The organism is Rahnella sikkimica (assembly GCF_002951615.1).
GTDB classification, from domain to species: Bacteria; Pseudomonadota; Gammaproteobacteria; order Enterobacterales; family Enterobacteriaceae; genus Rahnella; species Rahnella sikkimica.
The window spans coordinates 610,088-627,775 of the sequence record NZ_CP019062.1; the positions used below are offsets into that span (position 1 = coordinate 610,088).

The window sequence follows — 17,688 nt, forward strand, 5'->3', positions numbered from 1 at the left end:
AATTGCCGAATGGCAGGATCTTATTAAGTAAAAAGTTGAAAGGTTTTAAATATGTCTAAGAAAATGGGTCAGGTTAAGTGGTTCAATGAAAGCAAAGGTTTTGGTTTTATTGAGCAAGCTGACGGCGGTAAAGATGTCTTTGTACATTTCTCCGCAATCGCAACGGATGGTTTCAAAACTCTGGCCGAAGGTCAGCGTGTAGAATACACCATTCAGGACAGCCCGCGTGGTCCGGCTGCTGCTAACGTTATCGCTCTCTAATCAGAGATTAACGTGATGATGTGAAACAACATAAATTGTATTTCATATCAGCAGAGTAAGGCCCGCCCAACGGCGGGTTTTTAATGTCCGCAAAGAAATCGGTTTTAAGAAGTTTGCAGTAAAAATAATCGTTAAACAAATTCGCTCATTAGAGGTTTTTTATAAAAAAATAACTTAGATATGGGCAAACGCATCCGAACAATAATAAAAAAGTGTGTTCATGGATGCCCAAAAAAAAGGATAGAAATTATGATGTTAAAAATGGGTTTAGTTAAATGGTACAACCAGGCCAAAGGCTACGGTTTTATTTGCCCTCTCGATGGTTCTTCTGAAATTTATGTTCAGCGTACTTCCATTGCTAATACAGGCAATAAATCCCTGAGCGCCGGTCAGCGTGTGGAGTTCACCACGTACCGCAGCGTAGCACATGGCCCTTCAGCGGCTGATGTTATTGCGTTCTGATTCTGGTTTTTGTTATCCGCCGTTGAGCTGAATTTTACGCCCCGGCAAAAATATGCTATCGGTATCCACAGTTTATCGCTGCTACGGATACCGATATGTCTCACCCGGTTATATCTCTCAGTTCTGCCCGCACCCTGCATTTATCTGCACAAAATCTTCTCAAACCTCTGACCCGAAAACCGTCTGCCGATGATGTTGTCGATTCCATTCAAAACATGGGATTGCTGCAAATCGATACGATCAGCGTCGTCGCCAGAAGCCCTTATCTCGTGTTGTTCAGCCGCCTCGGCAACTATTCACCGCAATGGCTGGAAGAGGCATTATCTGCAGGGAAAGTTTTTGAATACTGGGCACACGAAGCCTGCTTTATTCCCCGTGAGGATTATGGGTTGTTACGGCACAAAATGCTGAACCCGCAGGGCATGGGGTGGAAGTTTTCTCAGGACTGGTTTGATGATCACCATGATGATATCCAGGATTTGCTCAGTCATATCGCCCAAAATGGTCCGGTACGTTCCGCCGATTTCAGTGCAGAAAAGAAATCAAACAGCGGCTGGTGGGACTGGAAACCGCATAAAAAACATCTGGAAACGCTGTTCACCTCCGGAAAGCTGATGGTGTCAGAACGGCGTAATTTCCATCGGGTTTATGATTTGGCTGAACGCGTAATGCCCGGCTGGGATGACGCGACACAGGCACTGAGCCAGGAAGCGGCGGAATACCAAATGATGCGTCGTTCGGCGCAATATCTGGGGATTTTTAAAGCGGATTGGCTGGCAGATTATTATCGCCTTAAACGTATTGATACCCTGAAAGTGATTGAAGATCTGTTGGAAAACGGAGAAATCACGCCCGTTGAGGTCAGCGGGCTGGAGGGGAATTATTATGTCCACCAGCAGCAATTTCCTTTGCTGCAAAAAGCGCTTGAGTCGCGAATCACCTCAACGGTAACGACGCTGCTTTCGCCGTTCGACCCGGTGGTATGGGATCGTAAGCGCGTCTCGACACTCTTTAATTTTGATTACCGGATTGAGTGCTACACGCCGGAAGCAAAACGGCAGTACGGGTATTTCACGTTACCGATCCTCCAGCGGGGTGAGCTCATCGGGCGGGTAGATGCCAAAATGCACCGGAAGGAAAAAATTCTGGAAGTGAAAAGCCTGCATCTCGAGCCTGACGTTACCGTGACATCCCGGCGTACGCAGGACATTCATGGTGCAATTACGCGATTTGCTGCATGGCAGGGGGCTGAGAATGTGCTGCTGACGAAAGGGCCGGAAGCGTTAGGCGTGTTGTGGAAGACAGGCTGGCAGGTCTGATTTTATAAAGCAAAACGGCTGCATCAGGCAGCCGTTTATTCACGATGATTGCAGGTGTGACTCGGCATTAGTGGCTGAAGTTAGCGAACATTGCGATGATCTTGTTAATGGTTTTCATTTTTCTGCTCATATTTGAAGTTGATAATGTGATGTTCATCACAAAAAAATTGTACTCCCACGAAATCCGCAACGCAATCCTTCAGTCACGATATTTTTTAATCACAATAATTTAACTTTCTGCTCGCGCAACAGAAGGTGACGTGAGGATTAACGGAGAAGGGGCGTTATGCTATTCTCTGGAGCCGTTGTGTTGTGTTTCCCAATGCATTTTTGCGTTACACCCTGCTCAAATGTGGTGTAGTCGCCTCCGGAGGAATTAATGGACCATCGTTTACTTGAAATCGTTGCGTGCCCTGTGTGTAACGGGAAACTGTACTTCAATAAAGAAGCGCAGGAATTAGTGTGTAAAGCGGACAGCCTGGCGTATCCGGTTCGGGACGGCATTCCAGTATTATTAGAAAACGAAGCCCGCCCGCTTTCCGTTGATGAGACACATCCATGAGTTTTATTGCAATTATCCCTGCTCGTTTCGGGTCCAGCCGCCTGCCGGGCAAGCCTTTGGCCGATATCAACGGTAAACCGATGGTCGTTCATGTGATGGAACGGGCGCTGGAATCCGGTGCTAAGCGCGTGATTGTGGCAACCGACCATCCGGACGTTGTCGCCGCAGTAGAAGCTGCAGGTGGCGAAGTCTGCCTGACCCGCCCCGATCATCAGTCAGGTACCGAGCGTCTGGCAGAAGTTATCCAAATTTGTCAGTTTGCAGATGATGAAATCATCGTTAATGTGCAGGGTGATGAACCGCTGATCCCGCCGGTGATTGTCCGCCAGGTTGCTGAGAATCTGGCTAACAGCGTTGCGGGCATGGCCACGCTGGCGGTGCCGATTGAATCCGCTGAAGAAGCCTTCAACCCGAACGCAGTTAAAGTGGTTCGTGATGTCAATGGCTACGCCATGTACTTCTCCCGCGCGGCTATTCCTTGGGAACGTGAGCGTTTTGCCGTTTCTAAAGACACGATTGGCGACGTCTTCCTTCGCCATATCGGTATTTACGCTTACCGTGCCAGTTTTATTCGCCAGTACGTTCAGTGGGAGCCGAGCAAACTGGAGCACATTGAGTTGCTCGAACAACTCCGGGTGCTGTGGTATGGTGAAAAAATCCACGTTGATGTCGCGAAAGCCATTCCTTCAGCAGGGGTTGATACTCCGGAAGATCTGGAACGCGTACGTAAGATTCTGGGCCACCCACATTCCTGATCCACGGTTAGTGGACGGAATGCGTCACATTCCGTCCATTCTTATCTGACGTTCCTTCCAGTTTGCGAAATATCCTCTCTCTCCTGAAGCAATTATCCGGTTTTTGTTTGATCTGAAACGGGGCATTCATTTATCGAAGCTTTCATCATAAACGTTAATCTTTTCGTCACTGCGAATACGTTATGGAACAGCTAAAAGCCGAGTTAAGTATTGTTTTGGGCGAGCGTTTATCCCGCCTTGAATGTGTCAGTGAGCAGCCTTATGCCCATCTTTTTTCTCTTTATGATGAGCAGGGCTACGCAATGCCGCTGATGGCGAAAAGTTTTGTCTGCGAGGGCATCGCGGGGCAGGAGGCCTACAAACTCTCGATGCTGGCCAGAGAAGGCGTGGTGCGCGTGCCGACGGTTTACGGCATGGTCACTACACATCAAAAGCCCTATCAGGAAATTTTGCTGATTGAACGTTTGCGTGGCGTATCAGCTGAAGCGCCAACCCGCACACCGGAACGCTGGAAGATATTGCAGGAACAAATCGTTGAGGCGATGCTGGCCTGGCATCGGATTGACAGCCACGGATGCGTCGGGTCGGTTGACAGCACCCAAGAAAATCGCTGGGAAAACTGGTATCCGCAGCGGGTTGAAGTGCTGTGGTCAACCTTATCAAACTTACAAGCACCGGAACTCAGGCCGGAAGATCGGACGGTACTTTTCCGGTCCCGTGCCAGCATTGCGTCTCTGTTCAGGGAATTCGATGACACGCCGGTTCTGGTTCACGGCAATCTTTCATTGCGCAGTCTGCTCAAAGATCCGCGCAGCGACCAGCTTCTGGCGATGATTAATCCGGGCACCGTATTGTGGGCACCGCGTGAATTTGATTTGTTCAGGCTTTGGGAAAAAGGCATGAGTGAGCAACTGCTGTTCAGCTACCTGCAAAAAGCGCCCGTCTCAGAAACTTTCCTTCAGCGCCGTTGGTTCTATTTACTGTGGGAATCTGTCGCGCATCTTATCCATACCGGGAAGCTCGATCGCCGTCAGTTTGACTATGCGCGACAGCAACTCTTGCCGTGGCTTAACTGACGGGCTTTGTTTCGGATGACGGCAACGTCATCCATTGCCAGATACGCCCCAGCGTTTCGTACCAGGCCCGTTCACTGTGAGATAAGAAAAGCGCTTGCGGAAGGGCTCTTTCCCACGGATTGAGCGGGGAATCAATCGCCAGCTGATTGGCCGGAGCCGGGATTGGGTTCAGTCCTGCCTGCTTGAAGAAAACCAGTGCTCGGGGCAGATGATTAGCGGAGGTCACCAGCACGAAAGGCTGATCTCCGGCCAGAATTTTTACCTGTTGCGCTTCCTGCTGCGTATCCCGTGGTTTATCGAGCAAAATGATATCGCTCTCAGGCACACCTAAACTCTCCGCCACTTTCCCCGCCACCGCCGCACTGCTCACCGGATTCGTCATGGCTTGCGCGCCGGTAAACACCATTTTCGACCCCGGATTCGCGCGATAAATTCGGATCCCTTCTGCCACACGTGGCAGGCTGTTACTGATTAAGTTTGAACTGGGTGCCCAGTCTGGATTATAGGTATACCCGCCACCCAGAACGACGACGAACTTCACCGGCGGATGTGCCCGCGGTTCATACGTTGGATAGCCGGATTCGACGGGGCGAAGCAGATTATCAGCGACCGGCTGGAGGCTCAAAAGGAGCAACAGCAGCCAACTCAGTGAAAAAAACACTTTTCCGATTTTTTGCCAGCGCGTCATCCACAACAATACCAGCGCGGTCGCCATCAGCAGCAGGATAAAAGGCAGAGGCAATAACAGGCCACCGACAGTTTTTTTTAGGATAAATAGCATCAGAAACCGGTCCTTTTGGGTGAAAAAACGACATCCGGGCGTGAATCAGCGTCAGGATGATTTATTCTATGCCAGCCTGTGCCAAAATAGCACCTCACGCGGCGATGCCGCACAGAGATAAACCGGCAAAACGATTTCAGGAACAAGGTTCAATTCATGCAGGATCGTAATTTTGACGATATGGCCGAAAAGTTTTCGCGCAATATCTACGGCACAACGAAAGGACGTATCCGTCAGGCTGTGCTGGGTCAGGATCTGCAGGAGTTGATGAAGACTTTGCCGCAGCGGCCGTTGCGTATTCTTGATGCGGGCGGCGGGGAAGGGCAAATGGCCTGCGAACTGGCCGCTTTAGGACATCAGGTCTTGTTGTGCGATCTCTCCGGTGAGATGATCCGTCGCGCGCAGGCTGCGGCGATTGAAAAAGGTGTGAGCGACAACATGCAATTTGTACATTGTCCCGCCCAACACATCGCAGAACATTTGGAAGCGCCGGTTGATCTGATATTGTTTCACGCGGTCATTGAATGGCTCGCGGAACCCCAACACGCGCTGGCGGCATTGACCGATTGTCTGGTGCCGGGTGGCGCAATCTCACTGATGTTTTACAATATCCACGGTCTGGTTATGCGGCACATGATCCTGGGAAATTTCGGTCATGTTGAAGCCGGTGTGCCAAAAATCAAAAAAAGCTCCCTGTTGCCCGATCATCCCCTGGAACCTGCGCAGGTCTATCAGTGGCTGGAAGCGCTTGGGATGCAGATAAGCGGCAAAACCGGTGTTAGAGTATTCCACGATTATTTGCGAAACAGACAACAACATAAGCAGGATTTTGATGAGCTTCTGGCGCTGGAACAGCGTTATTGCCGTCAGGAACCTTTTGTTAGTTTGGGACGTTACATCCACGTGATGGCGCACAAACCCATTCTGAAGGACGAATTATGAGTGAATTTTCCCAGACTGTACCCGAACTGGTCGCCTGGGCACGGAAAAATGATTTCTCAATTTCGCTGCCAACGGAGCGGCTGGCTTTTCTTCTGGCGATTGCCACGTTAAACAGCGAGCGCCTTGATGGGGAAATGAGTGAAGGTGAGCTGGTCGACGCGTTTCGTCACGTCAGTAAAGGTTTCGAGCAGACAAACGAAACGGTCACCGTGCGTGCTAATAATGCCATCAATGATATGGTGCGTCAGCGCCTGCTCAACCGTTTTGTCAGCGAGCTGGCGGATGGCAATGCCATTTATCGCCTGACGCCCCTGGCCATCGGTATTTCAGATTACTATATCCGTCAGCGGGAGTTTTCTACCCTGCGGTTGTCTATGCAATTGTCGATTGTTGCACAAGAGCTCAAGCGCGCGGCCGATGCCGCCGAAGAGGGCGGCGATGATTTCCACTGGCACCGCAACGTTTATGCGCCGCTGAAATATTCCGTCGCTGAAATTTTTGACAGCATCGACATGACTCAGCGGATCATGGATGAGCAGCAACAGGGCGTGAAAGATGATATCGCCGGGCTGCTCAACAAAGACTGGCGTGCGGCCATTTCCAGCTGTGAAATGCTTTTGTCAGAAACCTCAGGCACGCTGCGTGAATTGCAGGATACGCTGGAAGCCGCAGGCGACCTGTTGCAGGCGCATCTTATGCGTATTCAGGATGCCACGATGGTGGAAATGGATCTGAGCTTTGTCGACAAGCTGGTCTTTGATTTGCAAAACAAACTCGACCGCATCACCAGTTGGGGCCAGCAGGCTATAGACCTGTGGATTGGCTACGACCGTCACGTGCATAAATTTATCCGTACGGCCATCGACATGGATAAAAACCGCGTATTTGCGCAGCGCCTGCGTCAGTCGGTTCAGAACTATTTTGACCAGCCCTGGACGCTGACGTTTGCCAATGCGGATCGCCTGCTGGATATGCGTGATGAAGAACTGGCCTTGCGCAGCGAGGAGGTCACCGGTGAGTTACCGCCGGACCTCGAATTTGAAGAATTTAACGAAATCCGCGAACAACTTGCGGCATTGATTGAACAGGCATTGCAGGTTTATCAACAACAGAAAACGCCGCTCAATCTGGGCATGGTAATGCGCGAATATCTCAAACAGTATCCGCGTGCCCGACACTTTGATGTCGCGCGAATTGTGGTCGACCAGGCAGTTCGCCTTGGTGTGGCTGAAGCAGATTTTTCAGGATTGCATGCCGAATGGCAGGCAATCAATGATTACGGAGCCAAGGTGCAGGCCCATGTCATCGACAAATATTGAACACATAATGCCAGCTAAGCTGGCGCAGGCACTGGCAAATTCAGTGTTTCCTGCCCTCGATAGCCAGCTCCGTTCTGGCCGCCATATTGGCATCGACGAACTCGATAACCACGCGTTCCTGATGGATTATCAGGAAGAAATGGAGCTGTTTTACAGCCGCTACAGCGTAGAGCTGATCCGGGCTCCTGAAGGTTTCTTCTATTTGCGCCCGCGCTCGACGACGCTGATCCCCCGTTCAGTGCTTTCTGAGCTGGACATGATGGTAGGGAAAATTCTCTGCTATCTGTACCTCAGCCCGGAACGCCTTGCGCACGAAGGGATTTTTACCCAGCAGGAATTGTATGACGAGTTGCTGAGTCTGGCCGATGAAAACAAACTGTTGAAGTACGTCAACCAGCGCTCGACCGGTTCAGATTTAGACCGCCAGAAATTACAGGATAAAGTCCGTACTTCACTGAACCGTCTGCGCCGTCTGGGCATGGTGTATTTCATGGGTGTCGACAGCAGCAAATTCCGTATCACCGAAGCGGTATTCCGTTTTGGCGCGGATGTTCGCAGCGGCGATGATGCTCGTGAAGCACAGTTACGGATGATCCGTGACGGCGAAGCGATGCCCGTCGACAGTGCGTTGTCACTGAACGATGAAAGCGAAGAGGGCGAATCGCAGGCCGGGCAGCAAGGGCACGAGAGCGCAGAGGATGAACAGGAATGATTGAACGCGGTAAATTTCGCTCACTGACGCTGGTTAACTGGAACGGGTTCTTTGCCCGGACCTTTGACCTCGATTCACTGGTCACCACACTTTCAGGCGGCAACGGTGCGGGTAAATCCACCACCATGGCCGCGTTTGTAACGGCGTTGATCCCCGATCTGACGTTGCTGCATTTCCGAAATACCACGGAAGCCGGCGCAACCTCAGGTTCCCGCGATAAAGGCCTGCACGGTAAATTGCGTGCGGGTGTCTGTTACTCGGTGCTGGATGTCGTGAACTCGCGCCATCAGCGCATTGTGGTTGGCGTGCGTCTGCAACAGGTCGCAGGCCGTGACCGCAAAGTAGACATCAAACCCTTCACCATTCAGGGTTTGCCGGTTGCGGTGAATCCTACAGAAATGCTGACGGAAACGGTGGGAGAGCGTCAGGCTCGCGTACTGTCTTTGCAGGAACTGAAAGATCGCGTCGAAGCCATGGAAGGTGTCCAGTTTAAGCAGTTCAACTCGATCACTGATTACCATGCGCTGATGTTCGATCTGGGTGTCATTCCGCGTCGTTTACGTTCGGCGTCTGACCGCAGCAAGTTCTATCGTCTGATTGAAGCCTCGCTGTACGGCGGGATCTCCAGCGCCATCACCCGCTCCCTGCGCGACTACCTGTTGCCGGAAAACAGCGGTGTGCGTAAGGCTTTCCAGGATATGGAAGCCGCGCTGCGTGAAAACCGCATGACGCTGGAAGCTATCCGCGTAACGCAATCCGACCGTGACCTGTTCAAACATCTGATTTCTGAAGCGACATCCTACGTGGCGGCCGACTATATGCGTCACGCCAATGAACGCCGTATTCATCTTGATGGCGCGCTGGTGCTGCGTAACGATTTGCTCTCCAGCCGTAAACAGCTTTCCGGCGAGCAGTATCGCCATGTCGAAATGGCGCGTGAACTGGCTGAGCAGAGCGGTTCACAAAGTGATCTGGAAACTGATTATCAGGCGGCCAGCGATCATCTCAGTCTGGTGCAGACCGCGATGCGTCAGCAGGAAAAAATCGAGCGTTACGAAGGTGATCTCGAGGAACTGACGTACCGTCTGGAAGAGCAGAATGAAGTCGTTGCGGAGGCCAGCGAACTGCACGCTGAGCATGAAGCACGTGCCGAGGCCGCAGAGCTGGAAGTGGATGAGCTGAAAAGTCAGCTTGCCGATTACCAGCAGGCGCTGGACGTCCAGCAAACTCGTGCAATTCAATACCAGCAGGCCTTGCAGGCCATTGAGCGTGCACGTGACCTGTGTCAGATCCCCGATCTGAGTACGCAGAACAGCGAAGAATGGCTGGAAACATTCCAGAGCAAAGAGCAGGAAGCCACTGAAATCCTGCTGCAGCTGGAACAGAAAATGAGCGTGGCGTCAGCGGCGCACAATCAGTTTGAAACCGCGTATCAGCTGGTGGTGAAAATCGCCGGTGAAGTCAGCCGCAGCCAGGCCTGGCAAACGGCGCGTGAATTATTACGTGACTGGTCTTCTCAGCAACATCAGGCGGAGCGCGTCGAACCGCTGCGCATGCGTTTGTCTGAGCTTGAAAACCGTCTTCGTGAGCAGCAGGACGCTGAGCGTCAGTTGCAGGAATTCTGCAAACGCACCGGCCAGGATGTACAGCCGGAAGATCTGGACGAAATGCAGCGTGAGCTGGAAGTCCAGATTGAAGAGTTGCAGAGCGTGGTGTCGCAGGCTGGCGAGCGCCGCATGGAAATGCGTCAGGAGCTTGAGCAGGTGCAGTCGCGTATTCGTGAACTGACTGCGCGCGCACCGGTCTGGCTCGCCGCTCAGGAAGCGCTGAGCCAGCTGAGCGAGCAAAGTAAGGAACCGCTGGAAAGCAGCCAGCAGGTGACTGAATACATGCAGCAGTTGCTGGAAACCGAACGCGAAACGACGGTTGAACGTGATGAGGTCGCTGCACGTAAGCGTCGCATCGAAGGCCAGATCACCCGTCTGAGCCAGCCAAGCGGTGCGGAAGACTCCCGCATGATTGCGCTGGCAGAACGTTTTGGCGGCGTACTGTTATCTGAAATTTATGATGACGTCACCATCGATGATGCACCGTATTTCTCCGCGTTGTATGGTCCGTCACGCCACGCGATCGTCGTGCCTGATTTGTCGTTGATTCGCGATCAGCTCGATGGCCTCGATGATTGCCCGGAAGATCTCTATCTGATTGAAGGGGATCCGCAGTCATTTGACGATAACGTCTTTGAAGTGGATGAGATGCAGGGCGCGGTGCTGGTTAAAACCGGCGACCGCCAGTGGCGTTATTCTCACTTCCCGCAGGTCCCGCTGTTTGGCCGTGCCGCGCGTGAAAACCGTCTGGAAACGCTGCATAAAGAACGCGAAAGTTTATCCGAGCGTTATGCCACGCTGTCCTTTGACGTCCAGAAAATCCAGCGCGCGCATCAGGCATTCAGCCGTTTCATCGGCAGTCATTTGGCCGTTGCATTTGATGCTGACCCGGAAGCAGATATCCGCACGCTGAGCGGGCGTCGTGGCGAACTTGAGCGCGCACTGAATGCGCACGAAAGCCAGAACCAGCAACAACGTCAGCAATACGAGCAGGCGAAAGAAGCCGTCGCGATGCTGAATAAATTGCAGCCGCGCGTCGGTTTGTTATGCGATGAAACGCTGATTGACCGTGTGGAAGAAATCCGTGAAGAAATGGAAGAAGCGCAGGATTCTGCCCGTTTCATCCAGCAGCACGGCATTTCCTTGGGTAAACTCGAACCGCTGGTCTCGGTATTACAAAGTGACCCGGAACAGCATGAGCAACTGAAAGAAGATTATGCGCAGGCTCAGCACGCACAACGTCTGGCGAAACAGCAGGCGTTTTCCCTGACAGAAGTGGTTCAGCGTCGCGCTCATTTCGGCTACACCGATTCTGCCGGTATGCTCAATGAAAACAGTGACCTGAATGACAAACTGCGTCAGCGTCTTGAACATGCGGAGGCGGAACGTACCCGCGCCCGTGAGCAGATGCGTCAGCATCAGACGCAATATACCCAATACAGTCAGGTTCTGGCATCACTGAAAAGTTCGTTTGATGCCAAACGCGACATGCTCAAAGAGCTGAGTCAGGAATTGCAGGATATCGGCGTTCAGGCTGATCCGAACGCCGAAGCACGCGCCAAAACGCGCCGTGATGAATTGCATACCGCTCTCAGCACGAACCGTGCGCGCTGCAACCAGCTCGAAAAACAGATTACTTTCTGTGAAGCCGAGATGGACAATTTGCAGAAGAAATTACGCAAGCTGGAACGTGATTACCATCAGAGCCGTGAGCAGGTCGTCACGTCGAAAGCAGGATGGTGCGCAGTGATGCGTTTAGTGAAGGATAATGGCGTCGAGCGCCGTCTTCACCGCCGCGAGCTGGCCTACATGGGGGGCGACGAATTGCGCTCTATGTCGGATAAATCGCTCGGTGCGCTGCGTCTGGCCGTGTCTGACAACGAACATCTGCGCGATGTGCTTCGTCTTTCTGAAGATCCCAAACGTCCTGAGCGTAAAATTCAGTTCTATATTGCCGTCTATCAGCATCTGCGCGAGCGTATCCGTCAGGATATTATCCGCACGGACGATCCGGTTGAAGCCATCGAACAGATGGAAATCGAGCTGGGGCGTCTGACTGAAGAACTGACGGCGCGTGAGCAACAGCTGGCGATCAGCTCGAAGAGTGTGGCGAATATTATTCGCAAGACGATTCAGCGCGAGCAAAACCGTATCCGTCAGCTCAACCAGGGTCTGCAGGCCGTGGCGTTTGGTCAGGTTAAAAGTGTGCGTCTTAATGTCAATGTGCGCGAAGCCCACGCCGGTTTACTGGATGTGCTTTCTGAGCAGCAGGAACAGCATCAGGATTTGTTCAGCAGTAACCGTCTGACCTTCTCCGAAGCACTGGCAAAACTGTATCAGCGTCTGAATCCGCAAATCGATATGGGGCAACGTACACCGCAAACGATCGGTGAAGAGCTTCTGGATTACCGTAATTACCTCGAAATGGAGGTCGAAGTTAACCGGGGGTCAGATGGCTGGTTGCGTGCAGAAAGTGGCGCATTGTCTACCGGTGAAGCGATCGGTACCGGTATGTCGATTCTGGTGATGGTAGTTCAGAGCTGGGAAGACGAATCGAGCCGTATGCGCGGCAAAGATATTTCGCCTTGCCGCCTGTTGTTCCTCGACGAAGCAGCGCGTCTGGATGCTAAATCCATCGCCACGCTGTTTGAGCTTTGCGACCGGTTGGAAATGCAGCTTATTATTGCTGCCCCGGAAAATATCAGCCCGGAAAAAGGCACAACTTACAAACTGGTGCGTAAAGTGTTTGGTAATAATGAACACGTGCATGTGGTGGGGTTGCGTGGCTTTGCTCCGGAACTTCCGGCACTCGCCACCACGGAAGCCGACGCTTCCTGATGCGTTTCTGAAGTCCCAGACGCCCTGGTATTTTACCGGGGCGTTTTTTATTGTCCGCAGTTCCCTATTTTCTTCATGCTTTTTTTCTTAAATATTCTTTTAATGTCAGATAATTACTTATTCATTTCTCTGATGCTTTCTTAAAAATACTTCTCAGCTATAAATAACAATTAAGATTTTTATAACTTGCTGGGTGATTAGTGAGCTAAAACCTTTCTGACCAACGGAAAGTCCACAATGAAGTCTTTATTTCGTCTGACGGCTGGCTTAGAGTCTTTACGTGAGTGAGAGGCGGACTCTATTGCATTGAGTTCCTGCGCAAAAAAAGAAATCTGTTTATATACTTAATCTAAGCGCTACTGGCTTAATTTTGGGGATCAAATTGGGTAATTTATCGGGAGGCAAGGGAAAATGTTATTGAATCAAAGGTCTCTCAGGTTTTTAGTCGCCAGTTGTCTGCTGGCGAGCGGTCTGTCGCCCTGGTTTTCTGTCTGGGCCACCGTACCCACTATGCCGGTAGGAAAAACAACGCTTTCAAGCGTTCAGAGCATGAGTCAGTTGCAGGCAGAGCTGGCACCACGCGGCATTCGTCCACTGTATTTATCCTCTTTGTCCTCACTGTATGCTGCCAATCATATGCAGCCTATGTGGAAGGACAGAGAATCTATCCAGATCTTCCAGCAGCAATTAGCCGAGCTGGCAATTTCGGGTATTCAGCCGCAATTCACCCAATGGGTTAAATGGCTGACGGATCCTGAGGTCAAAGGCATGGCGCGCGATGTTGTCCTGTCTGATGCGATGTTGGGGTATCTGCAATTTACCAGCAGCGTTGAAGCCAAGGGTGACACCTGGCTTTACAGTAATGTGCCGTACAAAATGACCACGCCGCCGCTGACGGTGATTAACCAGTGGCAACTGGCAGTGCGTCAGGGCGACACGGCACGGTATCTGTCCACGCTGACGCCACAACATCCTTACTATGCCAAAATGCACGATGCTCTGAAGCTTATGCTGGCAGACAATCGCCCGTGGCCAGTGATACGCGGCGCGGCGAGCTTACGGCCCGATCAAATCAGCGATGATGTGCCTGCGCTGCGCGAAATTCTGACCCGAACGGGCATGATGGTGGCGTCACCTGAAGAAGCTAAATCACCGAAGCCGACCGATGAGACGATTGCGCCAAACGTGCCGGGAAGTGCGGCGAATGATGATCTGTCCGTCGATGAAGCGGCCGATAAAGCGCAGCCTGCAACACCTGCGGTCAGCCCTTCTGCAACGTCCGTTCAGGATGTGTTGCCAACGGTTCAGGCCGGCGGAACGCCTGCTCCGGCCGTGCCGGTTGCTGTATCAAATAACCAGTACACGCCTGATCTGGTCGAAGCCGTTAAACGCTTTCAGAAATGGCAGGGGCTGGAAGCTGACGGCATTATTGGCGGGCGTACGCGCCAGTGGCTGAATGCGTCTCCGCAATTGCGTGCCACATTGCTGGCGCTGAATATTCAACGTTTACGTATTCTTCCGGGCAATGTGAATACGGGCATTATGGTGAATATTCCAAACTACCAGCTCACCTACTATCTCAACGGTAGCGAAGTTTTATCATCACGGGTCATTGTCGGCCGCCCAAGCCGGAAAACGCCATTGATGAGCAGTGCGCTCAATAACGTTGTCGTGAACCCGCCGTGGAACGTGCCGACAACGTTAGTCCGTGAAGATATCGTGCCAAAAGCCATGAACAATCCGACGTACTTCCAGCAGCATGGTTATCAGGTATTGTCCGGCTGGAGCAATGATGCGGAAGTGATTGATCCGTCGATGATTGACTGGGCGATGGTTTCACCAAGCCATTTCCCATATCGAATCCGTCAGGCACCCGGCGCAAGCAATTCCCTGGGGCGTTATAAATTTAACATGCCAAGTTCCGATGCCATTTATTTGCATGACACGCCGAACCATAATCTGTTCAGCAAAGACATTCGCGCACTGAGTTCCGGGTGTGTGAGGGTGAATAAAGCGTCGGAGCTGGCCAATATGCTGTTGCAAGATGCAGGCTGGAACGATACGCGGATTTCTTCAGCACTTCAGGGGGGAAATACTACGTATGTGGCGATCCGTCATCACATACCGGTAAAACTGTTCTATCTGACGGCGTGGGTGGCTGACGATGGTAAGCCGCAATTCCGCACAGATATTTACAATTACGATTCTACTGTGAGATCGGGTGCACAAATTTTGTCTCAGGCAGAAATCTTGCTCCAATAAATGCAGTAAAACTAATCTGATAAGGGTCTGAATATTTGGCCTGATAACGAGCGTGAGTCACTGGCACGCTCGTTTTGCTTTACGGGCTCCCTTGACTCGCAGAAATTTGGCGGTTAAGGTTCAAAACGGTTCCGAATGGAGCTTATTTTTGACTCTCTTACCGGATAGTAAACTGTTCATGAATGAAATCGACAAACATCGCCGTAAATGGCTGGCATTAGGCAGTGCCGCTATGGGGATTGCATTGCTTCCGAGCCGTGCATTTGCCACTCTTTCCACACCTCGTCCGCGTATTTTAGTGGTTAACAATCTGAATACCGGCGAAACCCTCAAAACTGAGTTTTTTGATGGAAAGCGTTATAACAAGGATGAGTTGGCCCGGTTGAATCATCTGTTCAGGGACTATCGTGCGGAAAAAGTAAAAAGTATCGATCCCGCGCTTTTCGACCATCTCTATCGTTTGCAGGTGATGCTCGGTGGCGCGAACAAACCGGTTCAGCTGATTTCCGGCTATCGTTCGCTGGCGACCAATAACAGCATGCGTGAGCCAGGAAGCGGCGTCGCGAAACACAGTTACCACACGCTCGGACAAGCCATGGATTTCCATATCCAGGGCATTGAACTGAGTAATATCCGCAAAGCAGCATTAAAAATGCGGATGGGTGGTGTAGGATATTATCCACGAAGTAACTTTGTGCACATTGATACCGGGCCAGCACGAACCTGGTAGTGTGCGTAATTAATGGCCTGCCCAAACGGACAGGCCATTTTGTGGAGCCCTATGAAATTCCATCTTATTACTGTCACGGCGTTCAGCCAGAATTGCTCACTGATTTGGTGTACGAAAACCAATCAGGCCGCGCTTGTCGATCCGGGCGGTGAAGCTGCAAAAATAATCCGCGAAGTTTCCGACAAAGGTGTGCTGGTCACGCAAGTTTTGCTGACACACGGCCACCTTGATCACGTTGGTGCCGCCGCAGAACTGGCTGCGCATTATCAGGTTCCGATCATCGGGCCACAAAAGGAAGATCAGTTCCTGCTCGATGCGTTGCCGACACAAAGTCAGATGTTTGGCCTTGATCATTGTGACCCGCTGACGCCAGATACCTGGCTGGAAGAAGGGGATACCGTGAGCGTGGGTGAAGAGGTGCTTTCGGTGTTGCATTGTCCGGGACATACGCCGGGACACATTGTTTTCATCAATGATAAATCGCGGCTGGCGGTTTCCGGTGATGTGATTTTTAAAGGCGGAGTAGGGCGCAGTGATTTCCCGCGCGGGGACCATCAGGCGCTGATTCATTCCATCAAGGCAAAATTATTGCCGCTCGGGGATGATATCGTCTTTATTCCGGGGCACGGGCCCATGTCCGATTTTGGGTACGAACGTAAAAATAACCCGTTCCTGCAGGACGAACTGCCGGTCTGGTAAATTTTTCCGGCAGCGAGAATACAAAAAGCCCGTCAGTTTCCTGACGGGTTTTTTAATGGAATTCAGAAATGCGAATTCTTACAGCACGGCGACAATGGCTTCACACAACGGTGCCATGTTGTCGAGCGTAATACCGGCCACATTGATACGACCAGAGTTCACCGCGTAAACGCCGAATTCATCACGCAGACGCAACACCTGATCTTTGGTCAGGCCGCTGAACGAGAACATCCCGTTCTGATTAATAATAAAGCTGAAATCCTGCTGCGCGCCTTTTTCCTGCAACGTGCTGACAAACAACTGGCGCATGCGATGGATACGCTGACGCATATCGCTCAGTTCCTGCTCCCACAGCGTGCGCAGTGCTTCATTACCCAGAATAGTGGCAACAACCGCTGCGCCGTGTGCTGGCGGGTTGGAGTAGTTTGCGCGGATAACCGATTTCACCTGGCTGAATGCACGGTCTGCGGTTTCGGCATCGGCTGCCACTAACGTACAGGCACCGACGCGCTCATTGTATAAGCCGAAATTTTTTGAATAAGAGCTCGCGACCAGCAATTCTTTATGATTAGCCACGAACAAACGCAGACCTGCTGCGTCTTCTTCAAGACCTTTGGCAAAGCCCTGATAGGCGAAATCAAACAGCGGCAGCCAACCTTTAGCGACAGACAATTCAGCCAGCTGAGCCCACTGTTCTTCTGTCGGATCAATACCTGTCGGGTTGTGGCAGCACCCATGGAACAACACCACGTCGCCAGCCTGTGCTTCGCTCAGGCTTTTAAGCATGCCATCAAAGTCGAGGCTGTGATTGGCGGCGTCGTAATAATTGTATTCTGCAACGTCCAGACCCGCAGCCGAGAAAACGCCTTTATGGTTCGGCCAGCTTGGGTTGCTGACCCACACGCGTTTGGCACTGGTTTGCGTGGCGATAAAATCAGCGGCAATACGCAGTGCGCCGGTCCCGCCAGGCGTTTGTGCAGTGCGGGCACGTTTGTTGGCAATAACAGCACTGTCTTTACCAAACAGCAATTCCTGCGTGCAACGTGCGAAATCAGGTAACCCGTCGATGCTCAGATAGGTTTTTGTCGTTTCATTTTCCAACAGGAATTGTTCGGCTTTCTTCACACTGGCCAGAACCGGGGTTTTACCGGTTTCATCTTTATAAACACCAATCCCCAGATTGATTTTATTTGAGCGGTCGTCAGCGCGGAAAAGATCGGAAAGACCCAGAATCGGGTCGGCAGGTGCTGCAGTGATTTTTTCAAACATGTTGGAAACTTCCATAGCCTGATATTTCGAAAGAGGGCATCAGGGTAACGCCGGAGCCCCTTTTTGCCAACCGTTTGCGGCAAAAAGAAAGCAG

The 17,688-nt window shown here is 51.7% G+C and carries 15 protein-coding genes; 13 read left to right on the forward strand and 2 right to left on the reverse strand.

Features of this window, described 5'->3' with window-relative positions; all coding sequences use genetic code 11:
- Nucleotides 1-51 precede the first annotated feature (51 nt).
- The 6 genes from cspE (at nucleotide 52) to BV494_RS02740 (ending at nucleotide 4,435) form a co-directional block, all read left to right on the forward strand.
- Nucleotides 52-261 (forward strand): transcription antiterminator/RNA stability regulator CspE, encoded by a 210-nt coding sequence (gene cspE / locus BV494_RS02715; RefSeq protein ID WP_104921457.1) that lies wholly within the window; start codon nucleotides 52-54, stop codon nucleotides 259-261.
- A 249-nt stretch (nucleotides 262-510) separates the two neighbouring features.
- Nucleotides 511-723 carry a cold-shock protein gene (locus BV494_RS02720; protein ID WP_104921458.1) on the forward strand — a complete coding sequence of 71 codons (213 nt, stop codon included), beginning with the start codon at nucleotides 511-513 and terminating at the stop codon, nucleotides 721-723.
- A gap of 95 nt (nucleotides 724-818) precedes the next feature.
- Nucleotides 819-2,042 carry a winged helix-turn-helix domain-containing protein gene (locus BV494_RS02725; protein WP_104921459.1) on the forward strand — a complete coding sequence of 408 codons (1,224 nt, stop codon included), beginning with the start codon at nucleotides 819-821 and terminating at the stop codon, nucleotides 2,040-2,042.
- Nucleotides 2,043-2,421: 379 nt separating this feature from the next.
- The gene (locus tag BV494_RS02730; protein WP_104921460.1) at nucleotides 2,422-2,604 is read left to right on the forward strand and encodes a Trm112 family protein; all 183 of its coding nucleotides are present in this window, start codon (nucleotides 2,422-2,424) and stop codon (nucleotides 2,602-2,604) included.
- On the forward strand, nucleotides 2,601-3,359 hold the full coding sequence (kdsB, locus tag BV494_RS02735) for a 3-deoxy-manno-octulosonate cytidylyltransferase (protein ID WP_104921461.1): 759 nt from the start codon (nucleotides 2,601-2,603) through the stop codon (nucleotides 3,357-3,359). The genes BV494_RS02730 and kdsB overlap by 4 nt, the downstream gene beginning before the upstream one ends.
- Nucleotides 3,360-3,541: 182 nt before the next feature.
- A complete protein-coding gene (locus BV494_RS02740; protein ID WP_104921462.1) occupies nucleotides 3,542-4,435 on the forward strand; it encodes a YcbJ family phosphotransferase in 894 nt (297 codons plus the stop codon).
- Here BV494_RS02740 and elyC read toward each other — a convergent pair.
- Entirely contained in the window at nucleotides 4,428-5,216 is a 789-nt protein-coding gene (gene elyC / locus BV494_RS02745) for an envelope biogenesis factor ElyC (RefSeq protein ID WP_104921463.1), read from the reverse strand. The two genes, BV494_RS02740 and elyC, sit on opposite strands and share 8 nt — an antisense overlap.
- 156 nt (nucleotides 5,217-5,372) lie before the next feature.
- On the opposite strand from elyC, the gene cmoM reads away from it, so the two are divergent.
- The 7 genes from cmoM to BV494_RS02780 all read left to right on the forward strand — a co-directional run bounded on the left by cmoM (nucleotide 5,373) and on the right by BV494_RS02780 (nucleotide 16,325).
- Nucleotides 5,373-6,158, forward strand: a complete 786-nt coding sequence (gene cmoM, locus BV494_RS02750) for a tRNA uridine 5-oxyacetic acid(34) methyltransferase CmoM (protein ID WP_104921464.1) — start codon at nucleotides 5,373-5,375, stop codon at nucleotides 6,156-6,158.
- A complete protein-coding gene (gene mukF / locus BV494_RS02755; RefSeq protein ID WP_104921465.1) occupies nucleotides 6,155-7,477 on the forward strand; it encodes a chromosome partition protein MukF in 1,323 nt (440 codons plus the stop codon). The genes cmoM and mukF overlap by 4 nt, the downstream gene beginning before the upstream one ends.
- A complete protein-coding gene (gene mukE / locus BV494_RS02760) occupies nucleotides 7,458-8,189 on the forward strand; it encodes a chromosome partition protein MukE (RefSeq protein WP_104921466.1) in 732 nt (243 codons plus the stop codon). Before mukF ends, mukE begins: the two co-directional genes overlap by 20 nt.
- Nucleotides 8,186-12,634 carry a chromosome partition protein MukB gene (gene mukB, locus BV494_RS02765; protein WP_104921467.1) on the forward strand — a complete coding sequence of 1,483 codons (4,449 nt, stop codon included), beginning with the start codon at nucleotides 8,186-8,188 and terminating at the stop codon, nucleotides 12,632-12,634. Before mukE ends, mukB begins: the two co-directional genes overlap by 4 nt.
- Before the next feature lie 411 nt (nucleotides 12,635-13,045).
- Entirely contained in the window at nucleotides 13,046-14,896 is a 1,851-nt protein-coding gene (gene ldtD, locus BV494_RS02770) for a L,D-transpeptidase (RefSeq protein WP_104921468.1), read from the forward strand.
- Nucleotides 14,897-15,074: 178 nt separating this feature from the next.
- Complete coding sequence (gene mepK, locus BV494_RS02775; RefSeq protein WP_104921469.1) at nucleotides 15,075-15,626, forward strand: peptidoglycan L,D-endopeptidase MepK; 552 nt, start codon at nucleotides 15,075-15,077, stop codon at nucleotides 15,624-15,626.
- Between the two features lie 51 nt (nucleotides 15,627-15,677).
- Nucleotides 15,678-16,325, forward strand: coding sequence for an MBL fold metallo-hydrolase (locus tag BV494_RS02780; RefSeq protein WP_104921470.1), 648 nt, complete (start codon nucleotides 15,678-15,680; stop codon nucleotides 16,323-16,325).
- Between the two features lie 78 nt (nucleotides 16,326-16,403).
- On the opposite strand, the gene BV494_RS02785 is transcribed toward BV494_RS02780, so the two are convergent.
- Nucleotides 16,404-17,594, reverse strand: coding sequence for an amino acid aminotransferase (locus BV494_RS02785; RefSeq protein WP_104921471.1), 1,191 nt, complete (start codon nucleotides 17,592-17,594; stop codon nucleotides 16,404-16,406).
- Between the last annotated feature and the right edge of the window lie 94 nt (nucleotides 17,595-17,688).